We start from the raw sequence: 16,376 nt of genomic DNA, 5'->3' as shown, positions 1-16,376 counted from the left end.
ACGATAAATACTACAAAATATTATATTTTAACATAACTTTTTTTACATTTAATATTTAATAACATTCTTTTAAGAAGTTTTAAGAAATCAAAAAGGCTATTTTATTTTAAAATTGGCTATTTTTACGAAATACATCAAAATCATATGAAGTTAAAATTTCAAATCTTTATACTATTATTTGCTACTGTAGTTTTCTCGCAAGAACAAGAAGTTGCACCACCTTATAACATTAAAACGGTTACTTTTTCTCAAAATGTAAACAATACGATTCCTTTTTTTAGATTGGGAGAAAGTTTCAATTTACAATTTGATGATTTATTTGGTAATGAAGAAGATTATTACTACACCATTGAACATTATAATTACGACTGGACACCAAGTCAATTATTAAAAAATGAATATATAAGCGGATTAGATAATCAAAGAATTCAGGATTATCAAAATTCATTAAATTGTTTGCAAGTATATTCACATTATAAATTGAGTTTTCCAAATCGATTCAATCAAATCATTAAAAGCGGAAACTATATTGTGAAAGTTTACGATGATGAACAAAACATCATTTTCTCAAGAAAGTTTATCATTTATGAAGACCTTACTTCAATTGGTGTCACCATCAGACGTTCGCGTGATATGGAAACCATCAAACACAAACAAAACATTGAATTTTTCATAGATTACAAAGACAAACCTTTACAAAATCCCAAAGAAAATTTTAAAGTTTCTATCTATCAGAATGGGAAATTTAGCAATGCCATTCACAACATTAAACCACAATATACAATTGGCACACAATTGATTTACAGATACAATAAAGAAACACAATTTTGGGCGGGTAATGAGTTTTTAAATTTCGAAAATAAAAACATTCGTGCGGCTTCAAACGCAATTGCTAAAGTTACTACTGGCGATATTTATAATACTATTTTATACACTAACGAGCCTCGAAAAAACAAAATTTACACGTATTTCCCAGATATAAACGGCAATTTCTTCGTAACTAATTTTAACACTACAAATAACGAAATTGAAGCCGATTATGCTTGGGTATATTTTGGTTTAGCTGCTGATGAAAATTCATTAAACAAATCTGTTTATATTTCTGGAATGTTTAATAATTATCAAATTTCAGATGAATTTAAAATGGAATATAATGCTAGTACTAAAACATTTGAAAAAGCAGTATTAATCAAACAAGGATTTACAAACTACCAATATACTTTAGTGGATGCTAATGGTAAAATTGATGAAGAAAATGCAATAGATGGGAATTTTTATCAAACAGAAAATGAATATATTGTTTTAGTTTACTACAAAGGACCAGCAGAACGATACGATAGAGTTGTTGGAATTGCTAGACAAAATAGCACTGAAATTAAAAATTAACATTTAGTTAGCGTTATATTTAGTAACTTTGAAATACTTAAATTTTCAAAATGGTAACTCAAATCACAAGCGGCATAAAAATTTCTGTTTCTACACGTTTTGAAGGAACTTACTATAAAGAACACCAATTACTTTATGCATTTTCTTATGAAATTTCCATTGAAAACCAAACTCAAAATACGGTTCAATTAATTTCTCGTCATTGGGAAGTTATGGACTCTTTAAATTTCACTGAAGTTATTGAAGGTGATGGTGTTGTTGGACAACAACCTATTATAGAATCAGGAGACAAACACGTATATTCTTCAGGTTGTATGCTACATTCTACAATTGGAGCAATGACTGGATATTACAATATGGTTAACTTAATTACCAATGAAACTTTTCAAGTTCAAATTCCGACATTTAAGTTAAGCGTTCCATTTGCGTTAAACTAAAATTATTTATTTTAGAATTCAATTTATCCTTTGTACTTTTGTATTGGTTTTTAGCAATTGGCTAACTATCTCAAAAATAGTCTAACAAATAACAAACTAAATAATGTTAAAAGGATTTTTTAATATACCTAAAGCGGTAAATGAGCCGGTAAAAGGTTACGCACCAAATTCTCCAGAAAAAGCAAGAGTTTTAGACGCTTACAAAGCGATGTGGAATTCTAAAATTGACGTACCATTATATATTGGTTCAGAAGAAATTTTCACAGGAAACACAAGAAACATGACTGCTCCACATGATCACCAACATGTAGTTGGAACGTATCATTTAGCAGAAAAAGCTCATGTTGAAAAAGCAATTGCAAATGCTTTAGAAAGCAGAACTAAATGGGCAAACATGGCTTGGGAACAACGTGCTGCTATCTTTTTAAAAGCGGCTGAATTAATCGCTGGTCCATACAGAGCAAAAATAAATGCTGCAACGATGATTGCACAATCAAAAACAATTCACCAAGCTGAAATTGATGCTTCTTGTGAGTTAATCGACTTCTTACGTTTTAACGTTGAATTCATGACTCAAATTTATGCAGACCAACCGGCGTCGACATCAGATATGTGGAATCGTGTAGAATACCGTCCATTAGAAGGATTCGTTTACGCAGTAACTCCTTTTAACTTTACAGCAATTGCAGCAAATTTACCTGCGAGTGCGGCTTTAATGGGTAATGTTGTGGTATGGAAACCAAGTGATAGCCAAGTTTTTTCTGCAAAAGTTATTATTGATGTTTTCAAAGAAGCTGGAGTTCCAGACGGAGTAATTAATGTTGTTTTTGGTGATCCAGTTATGATTACAGATACAGTATTAGCTTCTCCAGATTTCGCTGGTATTCACTATACAGGTTCAACATTTATCTTCAAAGAAATTTGGAAAAAAATCGGTGAAAACATTCACAGATACAAAACATATCCAAGAATTGTAGGTGAAACAGGTGGAAAAGATTTCGTTATGGCTCACCCATCTGCTAATGTAAAACAAGTTACAACTGCAATTACTCGTGGTGCTTTCGAATTCCAAGGACAAAAATGTTCTGCTGCTTCAAGAGCTTATATTCCTCAAAGTTTATGGCCAGCTGTAAAAGAACAATTAATTGCTGATGTAGCAACTATGAAAATGGGATCACCAGAAGATTTTTCAAACTTCATTACAGCAGTAATTCATGAAGGATCTTTTGACAAATTAGCAAGTTATATCGATCAAGCTAAAAAAGATGCAGATGCTGAAATCATTATTGGTGGAAATTACGATAAATCAAAAGGATGGTTTGTAGAGCCAACTGTTATTGTAACGACAAATCCGAAATACGCTACAATGGAAACGGAATTATTCGGACCAGTAATTACAATTTATGTATATGAAGATGCAAAATGGTCTGAAACCTTACAATTAATAGATGAAACTTCTGAATACGCTTTAACAGGTGCTGTTTTAAGTACAGACAGATATGCAATTGAAGAAGCAACGGTTGCCTTACAAAATGCTGCTGGTAACTTCTATATTAACGACAAACCAACTGGAGCAGTTGTAGGAATGCAACCATTTGGTGGAGCAAGAGCTTCAGGAACAAATGACAAAGCAGGTTCTGCACAAAACTTATTACGTTGGGTTTCTCCTAGAACAATTAAGGAAACTTTCGTTACTCCAGAACATTATAGCTATCCTTTCTTAGGATAATTAACCTGTCAGGTTTCAAAAACCTGATACGTTAAAACAACAAAAAATGCCAAGTTTTCACTTGGCATTTTTTGTTTATATAAAATTTTTAATTTATTCTTTTTTCTTCTTTCCAAACAATCCTTTGATTCCATCTTTAATAGCACCACCAACTTGCTCTTTTGGAGTAGTTGTAGTTTTAGTGGTATCTTTTGGTTTGTTTCCACCAAGCATATTTGTTAACGCTCCCGTTCCTTGTTGAACCAATTTATCTTTTTGCATTTTCACTAGCTGAGAAGCTACATTTTTAGTTGCGCTTTGTAAATCAGTTGTAATTTTTGGCGATTTAAAACTTCCGTTCATTAAAGCATTTACAGGAACATTTTCAATTTTAGCCGCATCAGCAGGTGTTAATTTAGCAATTAAATTATTCACATCTTTCCCTAAATATTTAGCTGGTACATCGAATTTTAAATTATAATTCATGTTTTGATCAAATCCATGCGAACCTGCAATTTGAACAGCAATATCTTTATGTTTTAACGTAAATGGTTTAACAGAAACTTTTCCATTTTCAAAAGAAAGTGCTGCTTTTACATCTTTTAAATTCACATCTTTAAAATCTAAGAATGTTGCTTTACTGCTTAAATCAGTCAATAAAGTTGAATTATTTTTATTTAAAGAACCTTGTAAGATACTTGCAAATAAATCTCCAGAAATCGATTTAACATCTGGCATCATACTTTGTGTTAAATTACCATTTAATTTAATAGTTGAATTCATTTTACCAGCAATAACTCCAGCAATTGGTGTAATTGTCTTCAAAGTATTTAACATAGAGAAAGTCTGACCGATATCAACTGTATTCAACCCTAAATCCATATCGAAAGTTGGCACTTTATTTTTAGTTGAAACCAATCCGTTAAGACCAATTTTACCACCAAAAACATCCATAGTCAACCCTTTTAAATTTACCGCTTGATCTCTTATAATTAAAGTTCCTGCAACATTTTTCAGATTCAAATTATCATAAATAACTGTTGTAGCTTTTGCAGACAATGTACAATCTAAGAAACTTGGAATTTTTACTTGTTCTGTAGTTTTCTTACCATCTTCACTAGTAGTTGTCGTTGGCGCCATGAAATCAGAAACCGCAAATAAAGAAGAATTCAAATTGAAATTCCCTTTTAAAATTTGATTCTTAAACATGAATCCGTAAAAATTATCTAAACTTCCTGAAACATTTACATCCGATTTACCTGTTTTAGCTTGTAATTTATTCAAGTTAATTTTAGTTGGATTAAACGTTACATCTGCAACTGAAATACTTACTGGTTTAGCCATTTCTGGTCCAGCATAATTGAATCCTGTTAAATTAATATTTCCAGAATTTTTAATATTTTGATATTGACTAGTTTCTACCGATTTCATATCAAAAGCTGTTTTCACATCCGCTCTTAATACACCGCTTAATGGTTTTTCTAATTTTACAGGATATGCTTTTGAAACATTTGCTAAATTAATAACACCTTTTAAAGCCGCATCTACATTCGGATTTTCAGCAATATTTTTAACATGAGCACTTGCATTAAACACGTCTTGATCTATGGCAAATGAAAGTTTATCTAAATCAACATACGTATCATTCATTACACCTGTTTCATTAACAATATGTGTATCGATATGAATATTTTTTACTGATTTTGGTAAATCTTTATAATGGAATGACGCATTATTAGACAACATTTCCACGTTAAAAGCAGGAATAGTTGTGTCTGTTAAATTACCTTTTACTTTTCCTTTTACTTCAAATTTACCTGTCGTTTCTACACCATCTAAATTACCAGCATATTGAGCCGGAATTAATCCTAAAAAGTTTTTAAAATCTGAAGAAGGTGTGTTAAACGTTAAATCGTAAACCTGCTCTTTTTCAGCCATTTGAATAAACCCATTAAAGTTTAATGGCAACTGATTGATTAACGCTTTATTTTCTTTGAAAGTATATTTACTATTTTTTAAATCGATTCCTAAAATGGCATCTAAAGAAATTTTCACATTGCGCATAAAATTACTTTTATCCATATCAAAAGTAAGATTCGCAGTTGTTTTGGTATCTAAATCTAAAACATCTTGTTCGAAGTTTCCTGTACCTTCATGGTTGATGCTATCTAAAACCATTTTCATTTTAGAAGCTTCATCTTTATACGTAAATCTTAAATTCTCAACTTCATAATTTTGAATACTTAACGCGAAAGGTTTTTCTTCTTTAGCGGTTTCTTTTTCATCTTTCTTTAAAGCAATATCATAATTTCCTACACCATCTTTATTGAAAAGAATATTCAACTTTGTGTTTTCAGTAGTAATTGATTCTATTTTCATAGGTTCATTTTCACCATTGAAAAGTTCCATCATACTCATTTTTAAGCTGATTTTATCAGAATATACTAATGTATCACCTTCAAATGGAGCTCTATTTATAACACTAATTTTGTCTAAAGTTACATTGGCACGCGGAAAGCTTTTAAATAAATTTAAGCTAACGTCTTCTAATTCAACTTTAGCGTTTACATTTTTATTTATCGTTTCTAATATTTGTGATTTGATTTTATCTTTAAACAAAAAAGGTACTGCTGCCAAAACAATTACAAGTGTTAGCAACGTAATTCCAGACCATTTTAAAACTTTTTTCAACATAAGAATGATTTTTTTAAAGATTTTATTAATTACTACAAAGTTAATACCAAAGAATAAATTTTAACCAAATTATTGTTAAAAAAAACGTCAAACTTTACAGAATGACGTTTTCATGTTTAATTTTAAACTAAATTTTTTATGACTTTAGTAATTCAATTCGTAAGGCATTAACATTTGAATACCTTTTCTATTGTTAATTTTTTTAATTTTCTGAAGCAACATATAATTTTCCTCACCAATTTCTTCTTTCATAATCGTCTCTTTCGACTTATAAATACTTGCTCCAGCTAACGCTTCAAATATTTTATTGAAATCTTTTTTGTATTCTGGATAATTTTCTGTTCTGTACTCTTTTGATTTAGCTAAAGAGGCAGCGTGTTTAATAGCAGCATCTAAATTTCCTAATTTATCAACTAATCCATTTTTAATTGCATCTGAACCTGTCCAAACTCTTCCTTGAGCAATAGCATCAACTTGAGCAAAAGACATTTTTCTACCTGTTGCTACACGTGTAACAAACGTTTTGTAGATATTATCAATGCTTTCCAACGTTACGTTTTTAAAATCTTCTGAAATTGGTTCGAAAACACTATATCCAGCAGCATTTTTATGCGTTTGAACTTGCTCTGCATTGATTCCGTATTTAGTTGCAAATCCGTGCATATTTGGTAACATTCCGAAAACTCCAATTGAACCCGTTATAGTTGTTGGTTCCGCGAAAATCGTATTCGCATTACAAGCAATATAATATCCACCCGAAGCAGCTAAATTACCCATAGAAACAACTACTGGCTTTACTTTTTTAGTCAATTCAATTTCTCTCCAAATTAATTCAGAAACCAAAGCACTTCCACCCGGACTATCAATTCTTAAAACAATGGCTTTAACATCTTCATCTTCTCTTGCTTCTTTTAATGAACGATTAATAGAACCTTCACCAATATAATCTACATCACCTTCACCTCCATTAATTTCACCTTGTGCATAAATTACCGCAATAATATCATCTTTAGTATAATCATTAGATTTTAAAGAAGAATCGGCAACATAATCAGCAATAGAAATAGATTCTAAATCATCCTCTTTCTTAACTTTTAATTTCGATTTTATAGCATCATTAAACTCATCTTCATAAGCAATTTTATCAACCAATTTATTCTCTAACGCCATTTTTGGAGTACGCGCTAATAAATCATTTGCAATTCCGTTTAAAGTTTCAACTGGAATTTTTCTCGTTTTTGCGATATCTGTAACAATAGTATTCCAAACTGAATTTAATAAAGCTGTAACTTGTTCTCTGTTTTCTGGACTAATTTCTTGTGCTAAGAAAGGTTCAACCGCACTTTTAAATTTTCCATGGCGAATGATTTCCATTTTTAATCCGGTTTGATCTTGGAAATTCTTGAAGAATAATAACTCAGAACTTAATCCTTTAAAATCAACTTCTCCAGCAGGATTTAAATAAACTGCATCGGCAACCGAATTAATATAATATTCTTTTTGCGTAAAATAATTAGCATACGACATGATAAATTTACCCGACTTTTTAAAATCTTCTAATTTATCTCTCAACTCTTTACTTTGCGCCAAACCTAATGTAGATTGGTTATTTACAATAGTAATTCCTTTTATCTTATCGTCTTTTTTAGCATTTTCGATAGCGTTTAAAACTTCAATAAAACCAACTTTACTTTTGTCAATCATTAATTCACTAAACGGACTATCCGATTTATATTTTCCAGTATAATCGAAATTAACTTTGGATAAATCCAGTTGAATTACCGAATTGTCTTTTACTTTAACTTTACCACCATCACCGCCAAATAAAGCACTGATTCCAATCAAAAGAAAGAAACTAAGTATTATAAATAAAAATATTCCTACAACTGTAGCAAAAACGCTTTTAAAAAAATTCATAATTATCATTTTATTTACTGATGAGTAGCATTTTAAAGGATTTTGTTACATGTTCATAAAAAAATATTTTATGTAAAGCATAAGTCTAAAATTGTTTGTTAATTTGTTGTCAGATGAAGACACAAAACGAAATCATACTTTCATTAGGAACTAATATGGGACACAAATTGGAAAATTTGTTGTTTTGTATTGAAGCCATTCATCATACTATTGCAACCATAATTGATATTTCAAAAGTATATGAAACTCCAGCTTGGGGTTTTGAAGGTGAAGCGTTTTATAATTGCAATGTTAAAATTCATACCCATAAATCGGCCAAAAAAATATTAAATCAAATATTAAAATTAGAAAAAAAATTAGGCCGAGTTCGATCGGAATCGGAAGGTTATCAATCGAGAATTATTGATATCGATTTGATTTCTTTTAACGAGGAAATTATTGAAACGGAAAATTTAGTAATTCCGCATCAACACTTACATAATCGGAAATTTGTATTGTATCCTTTGCGTGATATTTCTCCAAAATGGCAACATCCAAAATTAAATAAATCTATTTCAGAATTAATTTCAATTTGTGAAGACACTTCTGAAATTACTGTCATTGGAAATCTTAAAAACCCTCTTGAAAATTTAAATTTTCAAAACCTGAATTACATTGCCATAGAAGGAAATATTGGCGCTGGAAAAACAACACTTACTAATAAAATTGCTGAAGATTGTAACGCAAAAAAAGTGTTAGAACGATTTGCCGACAATCCGTTTTTGCCTAAATTTTATAAAGACCAAAGTCGTTATGCTTTTCCTTTGGAAATGTCTTTTTTGGCAGATCGTTACCATCAATTATCGGATGATTTAGCGCAATTCGATTTATTTAAAGATTTTATTGTTGCCGATTATCATATTTTCAAGTCGATAATTTTCGCAAAAGTAACTTTACAAGAAGACGAATTTCGTTTGTACAAAACAATGTTCGACATCATGTATAAAGAAATGCCAAAGCCCGACTTATACGTATATTTGTATCAAAACACGGAACGTTTATTAGCTAATATCAAAAAACGCGGAAGAAGTTACGAACAAGAAATTTCTGCCGAATATTTAGAAAAAATCAACCAAGGATATTTAGATTACATCAAAACACAAACCGATTTAAATGTATTAATAATCGATGTTTCCGAATTAGATTTTGTAAAAAAACAAGAAGATTACATTTATATTTTAAATGAGATCAACATGAAAATTTCAAAATAAAAAATTGGAATTTGGAATTTTGTTTTTGGAATTTTTATTTCAGTTTCTGAAACAAATCCCAAATAACAATTCCAGCACTCACTGAAATATTTAAAGAATGTTTGCTTCCTAATTGTGGAATTTCAATAACACCATCCGATAAATTAATCGCTTCTTGAGAAACGCCTTTCACTTCGTTTCCAAAAATCAAGGCATATTTTGTATCCGATTCTGGTTGAAAATCATCCAACATAATTGCATTTTCCGTTTGCTCAATAGAATAAACTTTTACATTTTCTTCTTTCAATTTAGCTACAACTTCCAAAACATCTTTAGCGTATTCCCATGCTACAGTATCCGTTGCTCCTAAAGCGGTTTTATGAATTTCTTTATTGGGTGGCACAGCCGTAATTCCGCATAAATAGATTTTTTCAATTAAAAATGCATCTGAAGTTCTAAAAACAGAACCAATATTATGCAAACTTCTAATATCGTCTAGTACAATTATGATTGGCGATTTTTTTGCTTCTGCAAATTCCTCTTTACTAATTCTATTTAATTCGGCGTTGGCTAATTTTCTCATTTTATTTTAAGTTACAAGGTTGCAAAGTTACAAAGATTAAAAATTGTGGATATAGTTAAATTGAAATTTGATATTGCAATTGCTATTGATTTTTGAAATTAGTAACTTCGCCAGCACTAAAAATTAGAATTGTGGCTAAAAAATCAGCATCCGAAGTAAAGGAAAAAGAACCAAAAGTATCTCCGTTAATGCAACAATACAACACCATTAAGGCGAAATATCCTGATGCGTGTTTACTTTTTCGTGTAGGAGATTTTTATGAAACTTTCGGTGAAGACGCAATTCGCACCGCTGGAATTTTAGGCATCACTTTAACCAAACGTGGTAACGGAAGTGAAAGCGAAACGGCTTTAGCTGGTTTTCCACATCATTCGATTAATACGTATTTACCAAAGTTAGTTAAAGCCGGACTTCGAGTTGCCATTTGCGATCAATTAGAAGATCCAAAAATGACAAAAACAATTGTAAAACGTGGCGTTACCGAATTAGTTACTCCTGGAGTTTCTTTTAACGACGATATTTTACAATCGAAATCGAATAACTTTTTAGCAGCTGTTTATTTAGGTAAGAAAACAAACGGTATTACTTTTTTAGATGTTTCCACAGGAGAATTTTTAACCGCTGAAGGAAATGAAGAATACATTGACAAATTATTACAAAATTTCCGCCCGAGTGAAGTATTAGTTTGCAAGCAACAAAAAGCAAATTTCAAACAAGCTTTTGGTGAAGATTTTCACGTTTTCTATTTAGAAGATTGGATTTATAAAGAAGATTATGCATTTGAAAGTTTAACCAAACATTTTCAAACGAATTCATTAAAAGGATTTGGAGTGGATGATTTTACGGAGGCAATTATTACTTCTGGAGCAATTTTATATTACTTATCGGAAACACAACATAATAAAATTCAACACATTACCAATATTCAACGTATTGCAGAAGATGCTTATGTTTGGATGGACCGATTTACCATTCGAAATTTAGAATTATATCATAGCTACAATCCGAATGCAGTTACTTTAATTGATGTAATTGACAAAACGCTTTCACCAATGGGTTCTCGTTTATTGAAACGCTGGTTGGCTTTACCTTTAAAAGACATCAATAAAATTAAAGATCGTCATGAAGTGGTAGCGTATTTAAAAGAAAATTCCGAAGAATTAAACCAAATTCAATATCAAATTAAACAGATTTCCGATTTAGAGCGTTTAATTTCAAAAGTGGCTACAGGAAAAGTTTCTCCAAGAGAAGTGATTTATTTAAAAGATTCTTTAGACGCGATTATTCCAATTAAAACATTGGCTTTACAATCGAAAAATGAAGCCTTAAAAACCATTGGCGATAGCTTACATGCTTGTGAATTATTGAGAGAAAAGATTGGAACGACTTTAAATCCAGACGCACCTGTTTCTATTAATAAAGGAAATGCAATTGCTTTTGGTGTGAATGCTGAATTGGATGAATTACGTAATATTTCTTCAACTGGAAAAGGCTATTTAGAAGCGTTAGAAAAACGAGAAAGTGAAAACACAGGAATTCCATCTTTAAAAATTTCTTTTAATAACGTTTTCGGATATTATATTGAAGTTAGAAACACACATAAAGACAAAGTTCCAGCTGAATGGATTAGAAAGCAAACTTTAGTAAATGCTGAACGTTACATTACAGAAGAACTAAAAGAATACGAATCGAAAATTTTAGGTGCGGAAGATAAAATTTCGCAATTAGAAAGCATGTTATATGAACAATTGGTGAATTGGATGGCAACATACATTAAACCTGTTCAATTAAACGCTAATTTAATAGCTCAAATTGATTGTTTACAAAGTTTTGCACAAATGGCAATTGAAAACAAATACGTGCAACCTGAGATTGATGAGAGCTTCGACCTAGACATTAAAGACGGAAGACACCCTGTTATTGAAAAACAACTTCCAATTGGCACACCTTATATCTCTAATGATGTGTTTTTAGATAGAGATACCCAACAATTGATTATGATAACGGGTCCGAATATGTCGGGTAAATCGGCTATTTTACGTCAAACGGCATTAATTGTACTTTTGGCTCAAATGGGAAGTTTTGTACCGGCAGAAAAAGTTAGAATGGGAATTGTAGATAAAATTTTTACTCGTGTAGGTGCTAGCGATAACATTTCTATGGGCGAATCTACTTTTATGGTTGAAATGAATGAAACCGCTTCCATTTTGAATAATATCTCTGATAGAAGTTTAGTATTGTTAGATGAAATTGGAAGAGGAACCTCAACCTATGATGGAATTTCTATCGCTTGGGCGATTGCCGAATATTTACACGAACATCCAAGTAAAGCAAAAACCTTATTTGCTACTCATTATCATGAGCTAAATGAAATGGAAGGTATTTTTGAAAGAGTACAAAATTTCAATGTTTCGGTAAAAGAATTAAAAGACACCGTTTTATTTATTAGAAAATTGGTAAAAGGTGGAAGCGAACATAGTTTTGGAATTCACGTTGCAAAAATGGCTGGAATGCCTCAAACGGTGATTCAAAAAGCGCAAAAAATATTAAAGAAATTAGAAAAAGATCATTCTGGAGAAGCCTTAAATGGTATAAAAGCAGAAAAAGATGAAATGCAATTAAGTTTTTTCAATTTAGATGATCCATTATTAGAAGACATCAAAGAAGAGATTAACAGTTTGGATATCAACACACTCACTCCGGTTGAGGCATTAATGAAATTAAACGAATTGAAAAAAATGCTTTTGAAGAAATAAAAAAAAGCCCACTTTTTAAAAAAAAGTGTTGTAAAGAAGAAAAAAAGATATATATTTGCACTCGCAAAACAGTAAAAAAGTTCTTTACAAATTTGCGAAAATAGCTCAGTTGGTAGAGCGCAACCTTGCCAAGGTTGAGGTCGCGGGTTCGAACCCCGTTTTTCGCTCAATAATTTTTTAAAATTTCGCTCGAGTGGTGGAATTGGTAGACACGCTGGACTTAAAATCCAGTGAGCAGTAATGTTCGTGCGGGTTCAAGTCCCGCCTTGAGTACAAATTTTAAAAAATTCAATAGTATCACTTGCTCGAGTGGTGGAATTGGTAGACACGCTGGACTTAAAATCCAGTGAGCAGTAATGTTCGTGCGGGTTCAAGTCCCGCCTTGAGTACTAAAAGCTTCAAACTTTGTTTGGAGCTTTTTTGTTTTATATGAGTTTGGATTTTATTTATTCCAATCATATTTCAAAACAATCATTATATTGCACGGCAAATAATTCATCTTTTTAAAAATGGCAACTTTTGTAATTAGCAAAAAACTTAGCGGACATTACAAATACGAATTAACTTCTCGTAGAGGTAAAACCATTTTTACAAGTAATGCATTTGAATTGCGTTTCGAATGCGAAGACGAAATCGATTTATTTAAGAAATCCGTAGACAAATTGTTTTTTATGCGTTTTCGTTCTCCTTCTGGAAAATTTTACTTTAAAATCATTTTAAATGATAAAGAGATAGCGGTTAGCCGAAAATACACCACACAATTATTACTACAGAAAGGAATTGATGAAATTATAAAGTACGGACCTCAAGCCGAATTTTTAGATTTTTCGAAATCGGAAGATATTTTCCCTCCAGCGGAAGATATTTTTGGATAACCAAGTATTATTACATAGAGACCCTCAAAGAATCACAGAGATTCACAAAGAATTACTATAAAAGTATTTTTTAAATAAAAACACGCTTCGACTCTTCTTAGCATGATAAACCTTATTTATGATTTAACAAAGATTACTTAGTTCCTCGCTAAGACACTTACAAGCAAAAAAAAATCCCGATTTACATCGGGATTAGTTTCTTTTCGAAAAGAAGGTCAAATATTAGTGTTTAACTTCTTCTTTAGCTGGAGCAGCAGCTGGAGCCTTAGCAGTATCAGCAGCAGGAGCAGCAGTAGTATCCGCAGCAGGAGCAGCAGTAGTATCAGCTACAACAGCAGTAGTATCTACAGCAGTTGAGTCAGCAGCTGGAGTTTCCTCAGCTTTTTTGTTACAAGATACTAATACAGCAGCAACGAATGCTAAGCTTAAAACAACTTTTTTCATCTTAATTAAATTATAAAGGTTAATTATTAATTTGGAGCAAAGATATAAATTTTTTTAAATGTCAAACAATTTTATCGACTTTTTTTTAATTTTTTTTCTTTGGATTCCGGAATGCTATTTAACAACAACTGTGCCAAACATTATTTCTTTACTTTTTTTGACGTTTTAGGCTGATTATAAATGATTTTCATCTCGTCAATTAAATTTTTTGCCCCTGCAAATTTATCAATAATGAATAAAATATAACGAGAATCAACCATAATATTCCTACAAATATCTGGCGAATAATACACATCACTCATAGTTCCTTCCCAAACTCTATCAAAGTTCAATCCAATAAGGTTTCCTTCCGCATCTAAAGCCGGACTTCCAGAGTTTCCTCCAGTTGTATGATTTGTTGCAATAAATGCTACTGGCATTTTACCATTATCAGCATATTTTCCATAATCTTTTGCATTATACAAATCGATTAATTTTTTTGGAACATCAAATTCGTAATCACCTGGCACATATTTTTCCATCACTCCATCTAAATAAGTAAATGGTGTATACACTACAGCATCACTTGGCTTGTAACCTTTTACTTTACCATACGTTACACGTAAAGTAGAATTCGCATCTGGGAAAATACGAGCTGATTTCGGACTTAACTCTAAAATTGCTTTCATGTAAGTACGTTGCGTAGCAATATTTCTTAAATTAATTTCGTCGTATTTAGGCGCTACATTTTTATTATAGGCTTCAGCAATCATCTTTACAAAAGCAAATCCTTTATCTTGATTTAATTTTTCAATTACAGTTTTTGCATCACCCGTTAACAATTCTTTTAATCCATTATAAGATGTTAATTTTGATGATTTAAAAATATCCGCTGAAACTTGAGTCGCGTTTATTCCTTTTAAAGATTCTGGTAAAAATTGTTGTGGTGATTTCTTTGAATAAATATCAATTAATTTCTCAAACACTTTTTCATCTACTTGTGCATTGAAATCTTTATATAATGGCTCAAAACCTTCAATTAAATTTTTCTTTCTGTCATTAAAAGCTTGTTCACCTCTTGCAGTATATACTTGTTCAAGTTGAAACAAACGGTAACCAAAATTTAAAATTTCAGTATGACGTAAAACAACTTCACTATAATAATCTCTAGCAATAGCATAGTCTTTAATTTCAGCATAATTTTTAGCGAAATCTGATAATAAATTACCGTATTCAGCTTGTTTACCAGCTTTTACAATTTTATCTGATAAATCTTTTTCAAATTTTTGTTTTACGCCAACCGCATTTGATTTAATTAAACCTTTACGCTCTCCTATCCATTTTTTCCACGCATTTGCAATAGATGCATATTTTGAAGCATATTGAATTTTAATCGCTTGATCTTTTCTCATGAATCCGTCTTGAACTTTTAAAGCCGCATCACGCACTTCAATACGAGCTGGATTTAAATCATAAGCAATTTGTTCAACTGCATACGATGGCAAATATTCTGTTGTTCTTCCAGGATATCCCAATACCATTGTAAAATCATTTTCTTTTACTCCTTTTGCTGAAACCGGGAAAAAGTGTTTTGGAGTATATGGCACATTGTCTTTTGAATATTCTGCAGGACGATTATTTTTATCTGCATATACTCTAAATAAAGAAAAATCTCCTGTATGACGAGGCCACACCCAGTTGTCTGTATCCGAACCGAATTTTCCAATTGAACTTGGTGGCGCTCCAACTAAACGAACATCTTTGAAATTTTCTGTTACGAAAAGTAAGTACTGATTTCCATCAAAAAAAGTACGAACTAAAATGTCTTGCCAAGCTTCTTTTTTATATGTTTTAGAAATTTCAGCAATATTTTGTTGAATTTTTTTCTGCTTATCCGCTTCAGATAATGATTCTGTTCCCGCTAAAATCGTAGTCGTCACATCGTCAATACTAACAATAAATGTTACCACAACACCAGGATTTGGCAATTCATCTTCCATTTTGTAAGCCCAAAATCCATCCGCTAAATAATCGTGTTCAACTGTAGAATGACTTTGAATATTATCATAACCACAGTGGTGATTAGTTAACAATAATCCTTTAGAAGAAATCATTTCAGCTGTACATCCTCCATCAAATTGAGGAACAGCATCTTTTAACGAAGATTTATTAATAGAATAAATTTGTTCTGCAGTAAGTTTTGAACCTAATGCTTTCATTTCATTCTCATTCATTCCTTTCAACAAAGATGGAACCCACATTCCGCCTTGTTGCGCATGAAATTGAACAACAAATAATAATAAAAATAGTTTTAAAAATTTCATATGTGTATAATTTATGGTGTGCAAGTTACGTTTTTTGAAAAAAC

At 31.2% G+C, this 16,376-nt stretch carries 11 protein-coding genes and 3 tRNA genes; 9 read left to right on the top strand and 5 right to left on the bottom strand.

All coding sequences use genetic code 11. From position 1 onward, the window contains the following. Window positions 1-144: 144 nt before the first annotated feature. The 3 genes from BMY86_RS05180 (at window position 145) to pruA (ending at window position 3,552) form a co-directional block, all read left to right on the top strand. The gene (locus BMY86_RS05180) at window positions 145-1,386 is read left to right on the top strand and encodes a type IX secretion system plug protein (protein ID WP_091466086.1); all 1,242 of its coding nucleotides are present in this window, start codon (window positions 145-147) and stop codon (window positions 1,384-1,386) included. A 50-nt stretch (window positions 1,387-1,436) separates the two neighbouring features. Next, the gene (gene apaG / locus BMY86_RS05175) at window positions 1,437-1,823 is read left to right on the top strand and encodes a Co2+/Mg2+ efflux protein ApaG (protein ID WP_091466084.1); all 387 of its coding nucleotides are present in this window, start codon (window positions 1,437-1,439) and stop codon (window positions 1,821-1,823) included. Window positions 1,824-1,926: 103 nt separating this feature from the next. Further along, window positions 1,927-3,552 (top strand): L-glutamate gamma-semialdehyde dehydrogenase, encoded by a 1,626-nt coding sequence (pruA, locus tag BMY86_RS05170; RefSeq protein ID WP_091466082.1) that lies wholly within the window; start codon window positions 1,927-1,929, stop codon window positions 3,550-3,552. 93 nt (window positions 3,553-3,645) lie between these two features. Here pruA and BMY86_RS05165 read toward each other — a convergent pair whose 3' ends face one another. Continuing rightward, window positions 3,646-6,225: an AsmA-like C-terminal region-containing protein gene (locus tag BMY86_RS05165; RefSeq protein WP_091466078.1), complete on the bottom strand. Its 2,580-nt coding sequence runs from the start codon at window positions 6,223-6,225 to the stop codon at window positions 3,646-3,648. A 144-nt stretch (window positions 6,226-6,369) separates the two neighbouring features. Then, complete coding sequence (gene sppA, locus BMY86_RS05160) at window positions 6,370-8,142, bottom strand: signal peptide peptidase SppA (protein WP_091466076.1); 1,773 nt, start codon at window positions 8,140-8,142, stop codon at window positions 6,370-6,372. Window positions 8,143-8,255: 113 nt separating this feature from the next. Here sppA and folK point away from each other — a divergent pair, with 113 nt between their 5' ends. Next, window positions 8,256-9,392, top strand: a complete 1,137-nt coding sequence (gene folK, locus BMY86_RS05155) for a 2-amino-4-hydroxy-6-hydroxymethyldihydropteridine diphosphokinase (protein ID WP_091466073.1) — start codon at window positions 8,256-8,258, stop codon at window positions 9,390-9,392. 34 nt (window positions 9,393-9,426) lie between these two features. Here the strand turns inward: folK and BMY86_RS05150 are convergent, their stop codons facing one another. Then, window positions 9,427-9,954, bottom strand: coding sequence for an RNA methyltransferase (locus BMY86_RS05150; RefSeq protein WP_091466071.1), 528 nt, complete (start codon window positions 9,952-9,954; stop codon window positions 9,427-9,429). Between the two features lie 188 nt (window positions 9,955-10,142). Here BMY86_RS05150 and mutS point away from each other — a divergent pair, with 188 nt between their 5' ends. The 5 genes from mutS to BMY86_RS05125 all read left to right on the top strand — a co-directional run bounded on the left by mutS (window position 10,143) and on the right by BMY86_RS05125 (window position 13,585). Next, the gene (gene mutS / locus BMY86_RS05145) at window positions 10,143-12,710 is read left to right on the top strand and encodes a DNA mismatch repair protein MutS (RefSeq protein WP_091466855.1); all 2,568 of its coding nucleotides are present in this window, start codon (window positions 10,143-10,145) and stop codon (window positions 12,708-12,710) included. 94 nt (window positions 12,711-12,804) lie between these two features. Further along, window positions 12,805-12,877: transfer RNA gene (locus BMY86_RS05140), tRNA-Gly, on the top strand. A 20-nt stretch (window positions 12,878-12,897) separates the two neighbouring features. Then, a tRNA-Leu gene (locus tag BMY86_RS05135) sits at window positions 12,898-12,983 on the top strand. A gap of 30 nt (window positions 12,984-13,013) precedes the next feature. Further along, window positions 13,014-13,099 (top strand) — tRNA-Leu (locus BMY86_RS05130). A gap of 120 nt (window positions 13,100-13,219) precedes the next feature. Continuing rightward, entirely contained in the window at window positions 13,220-13,585 is a 366-nt protein-coding gene (locus tag BMY86_RS05125) for a DUF1508 domain-containing protein (protein ID WP_091466068.1), read from the top strand. A 222-nt stretch (window positions 13,586-13,807) separates the two neighbouring features. Here BMY86_RS05125 and BMY86_RS05120 read toward each other — a convergent pair whose 3' ends face one another. Together BMY86_RS05120 and BMY86_RS05115 are read right to left on the bottom strand one after the other, a co-directional pair. Next, window positions 13,808-14,029 (bottom strand): hypothetical protein, encoded by a 222-nt coding sequence (locus BMY86_RS05120; protein WP_091466066.1) that lies wholly within the window; start codon window positions 14,027-14,029, stop codon window positions 13,808-13,810. Window positions 14,030-14,169: 140 nt separating this feature from the next. Beyond that, window positions 14,170-16,332: a S46 family peptidase gene (locus tag BMY86_RS05115; protein WP_091466064.1), complete on the bottom strand. Its 2,163-nt coding sequence runs from the start codon at window positions 16,330-16,332 to the stop codon at window positions 14,170-14,172. Window positions 16,333-16,376: the final 44 nt, after the last annotated feature.

The sequence above is a fragment of the Flavobacterium urocaniciphilum genome, from assembly GCF_900110615.1.
Classification (GTDB): domain Bacteria; phylum Bacteroidota; class Bacteroidia; order Flavobacteriales; family Flavobacteriaceae; genus Flavobacterium; species Flavobacterium urocaniciphilum.
Note: the sequence above shows the minus strand (reverse complement) of the source record. Positions and strands in the feature narration are given on the sequence as shown.

Bases quoted from the DNA above. Each gene is read 5' to 3' on its own strand.
- BMY86_RS05180 (WP_091466086.1), top strand. From the start codon at position 145: ATGAAGTTAAAATTTCAAATCTTTATACTATTATTTGCTACTGTAGTT.
- apaG (WP_091466084.1), top strand. From the start codon at position 1,437: ATGGTAACTCAAATCACAAGCGGCATAAAAATTTCTGTTTCTACACGT.
- pruA (WP_091466082.1), top strand. From the start codon at position 1,927: ATGTTAAAAGGATTTTTTAATATACCTAAAGCGGTAAATGAGCCGGTA.
- BMY86_RS05165 (WP_091466078.1), bottom strand. From the start codon at position 6,225: ATGTTGAAAAAAGTTTTAAAATGGTCTGGAATTACGTTGCTAACACTT.
- sppA (WP_091466076.1), bottom strand. From the start codon at position 8,142: ATGAATTTTTTTAAAAGCGTTTTTGCTACAGTTGTAGGAATATTTTTA.
- folK (WP_091466073.1), top strand. From the start codon at position 8,256: ATGAAGACACAAAACGAAATCATACTTTCATTAGGAACTAATATGGGA.
- BMY86_RS05150 (WP_091466071.1), bottom strand. From the start codon at position 9,954: ATGAGAAAATTAGCCAACGCCGAATTAAATAGAATTAGTAAAGAGGAA.
- mutS (WP_091466855.1), top strand. From the start codon at position 10,143: ATGCAACAATACAACACCATTAAGGCGAAATATCCTGATGCGTGTTTA.
- BMY86_RS05125 (WP_091466068.1), top strand. From the start codon at position 13,220: ATGGCAACTTTTGTAATTAGCAAAAAACTTAGCGGACATTACAAATAC.
- BMY86_RS05120 (WP_091466066.1), bottom strand. From the start codon at position 14,029: ATGAAAAAAGTTGTTTTAAGCTTAGCATTCGTTGCTGCTGTATTAGTA.
- BMY86_RS05115 (WP_091466064.1), bottom strand. From the start codon at position 16,332: ATGAAATTTTTAAAACTATTTTTATTATTATTTGTTGTTCAATTTCAT.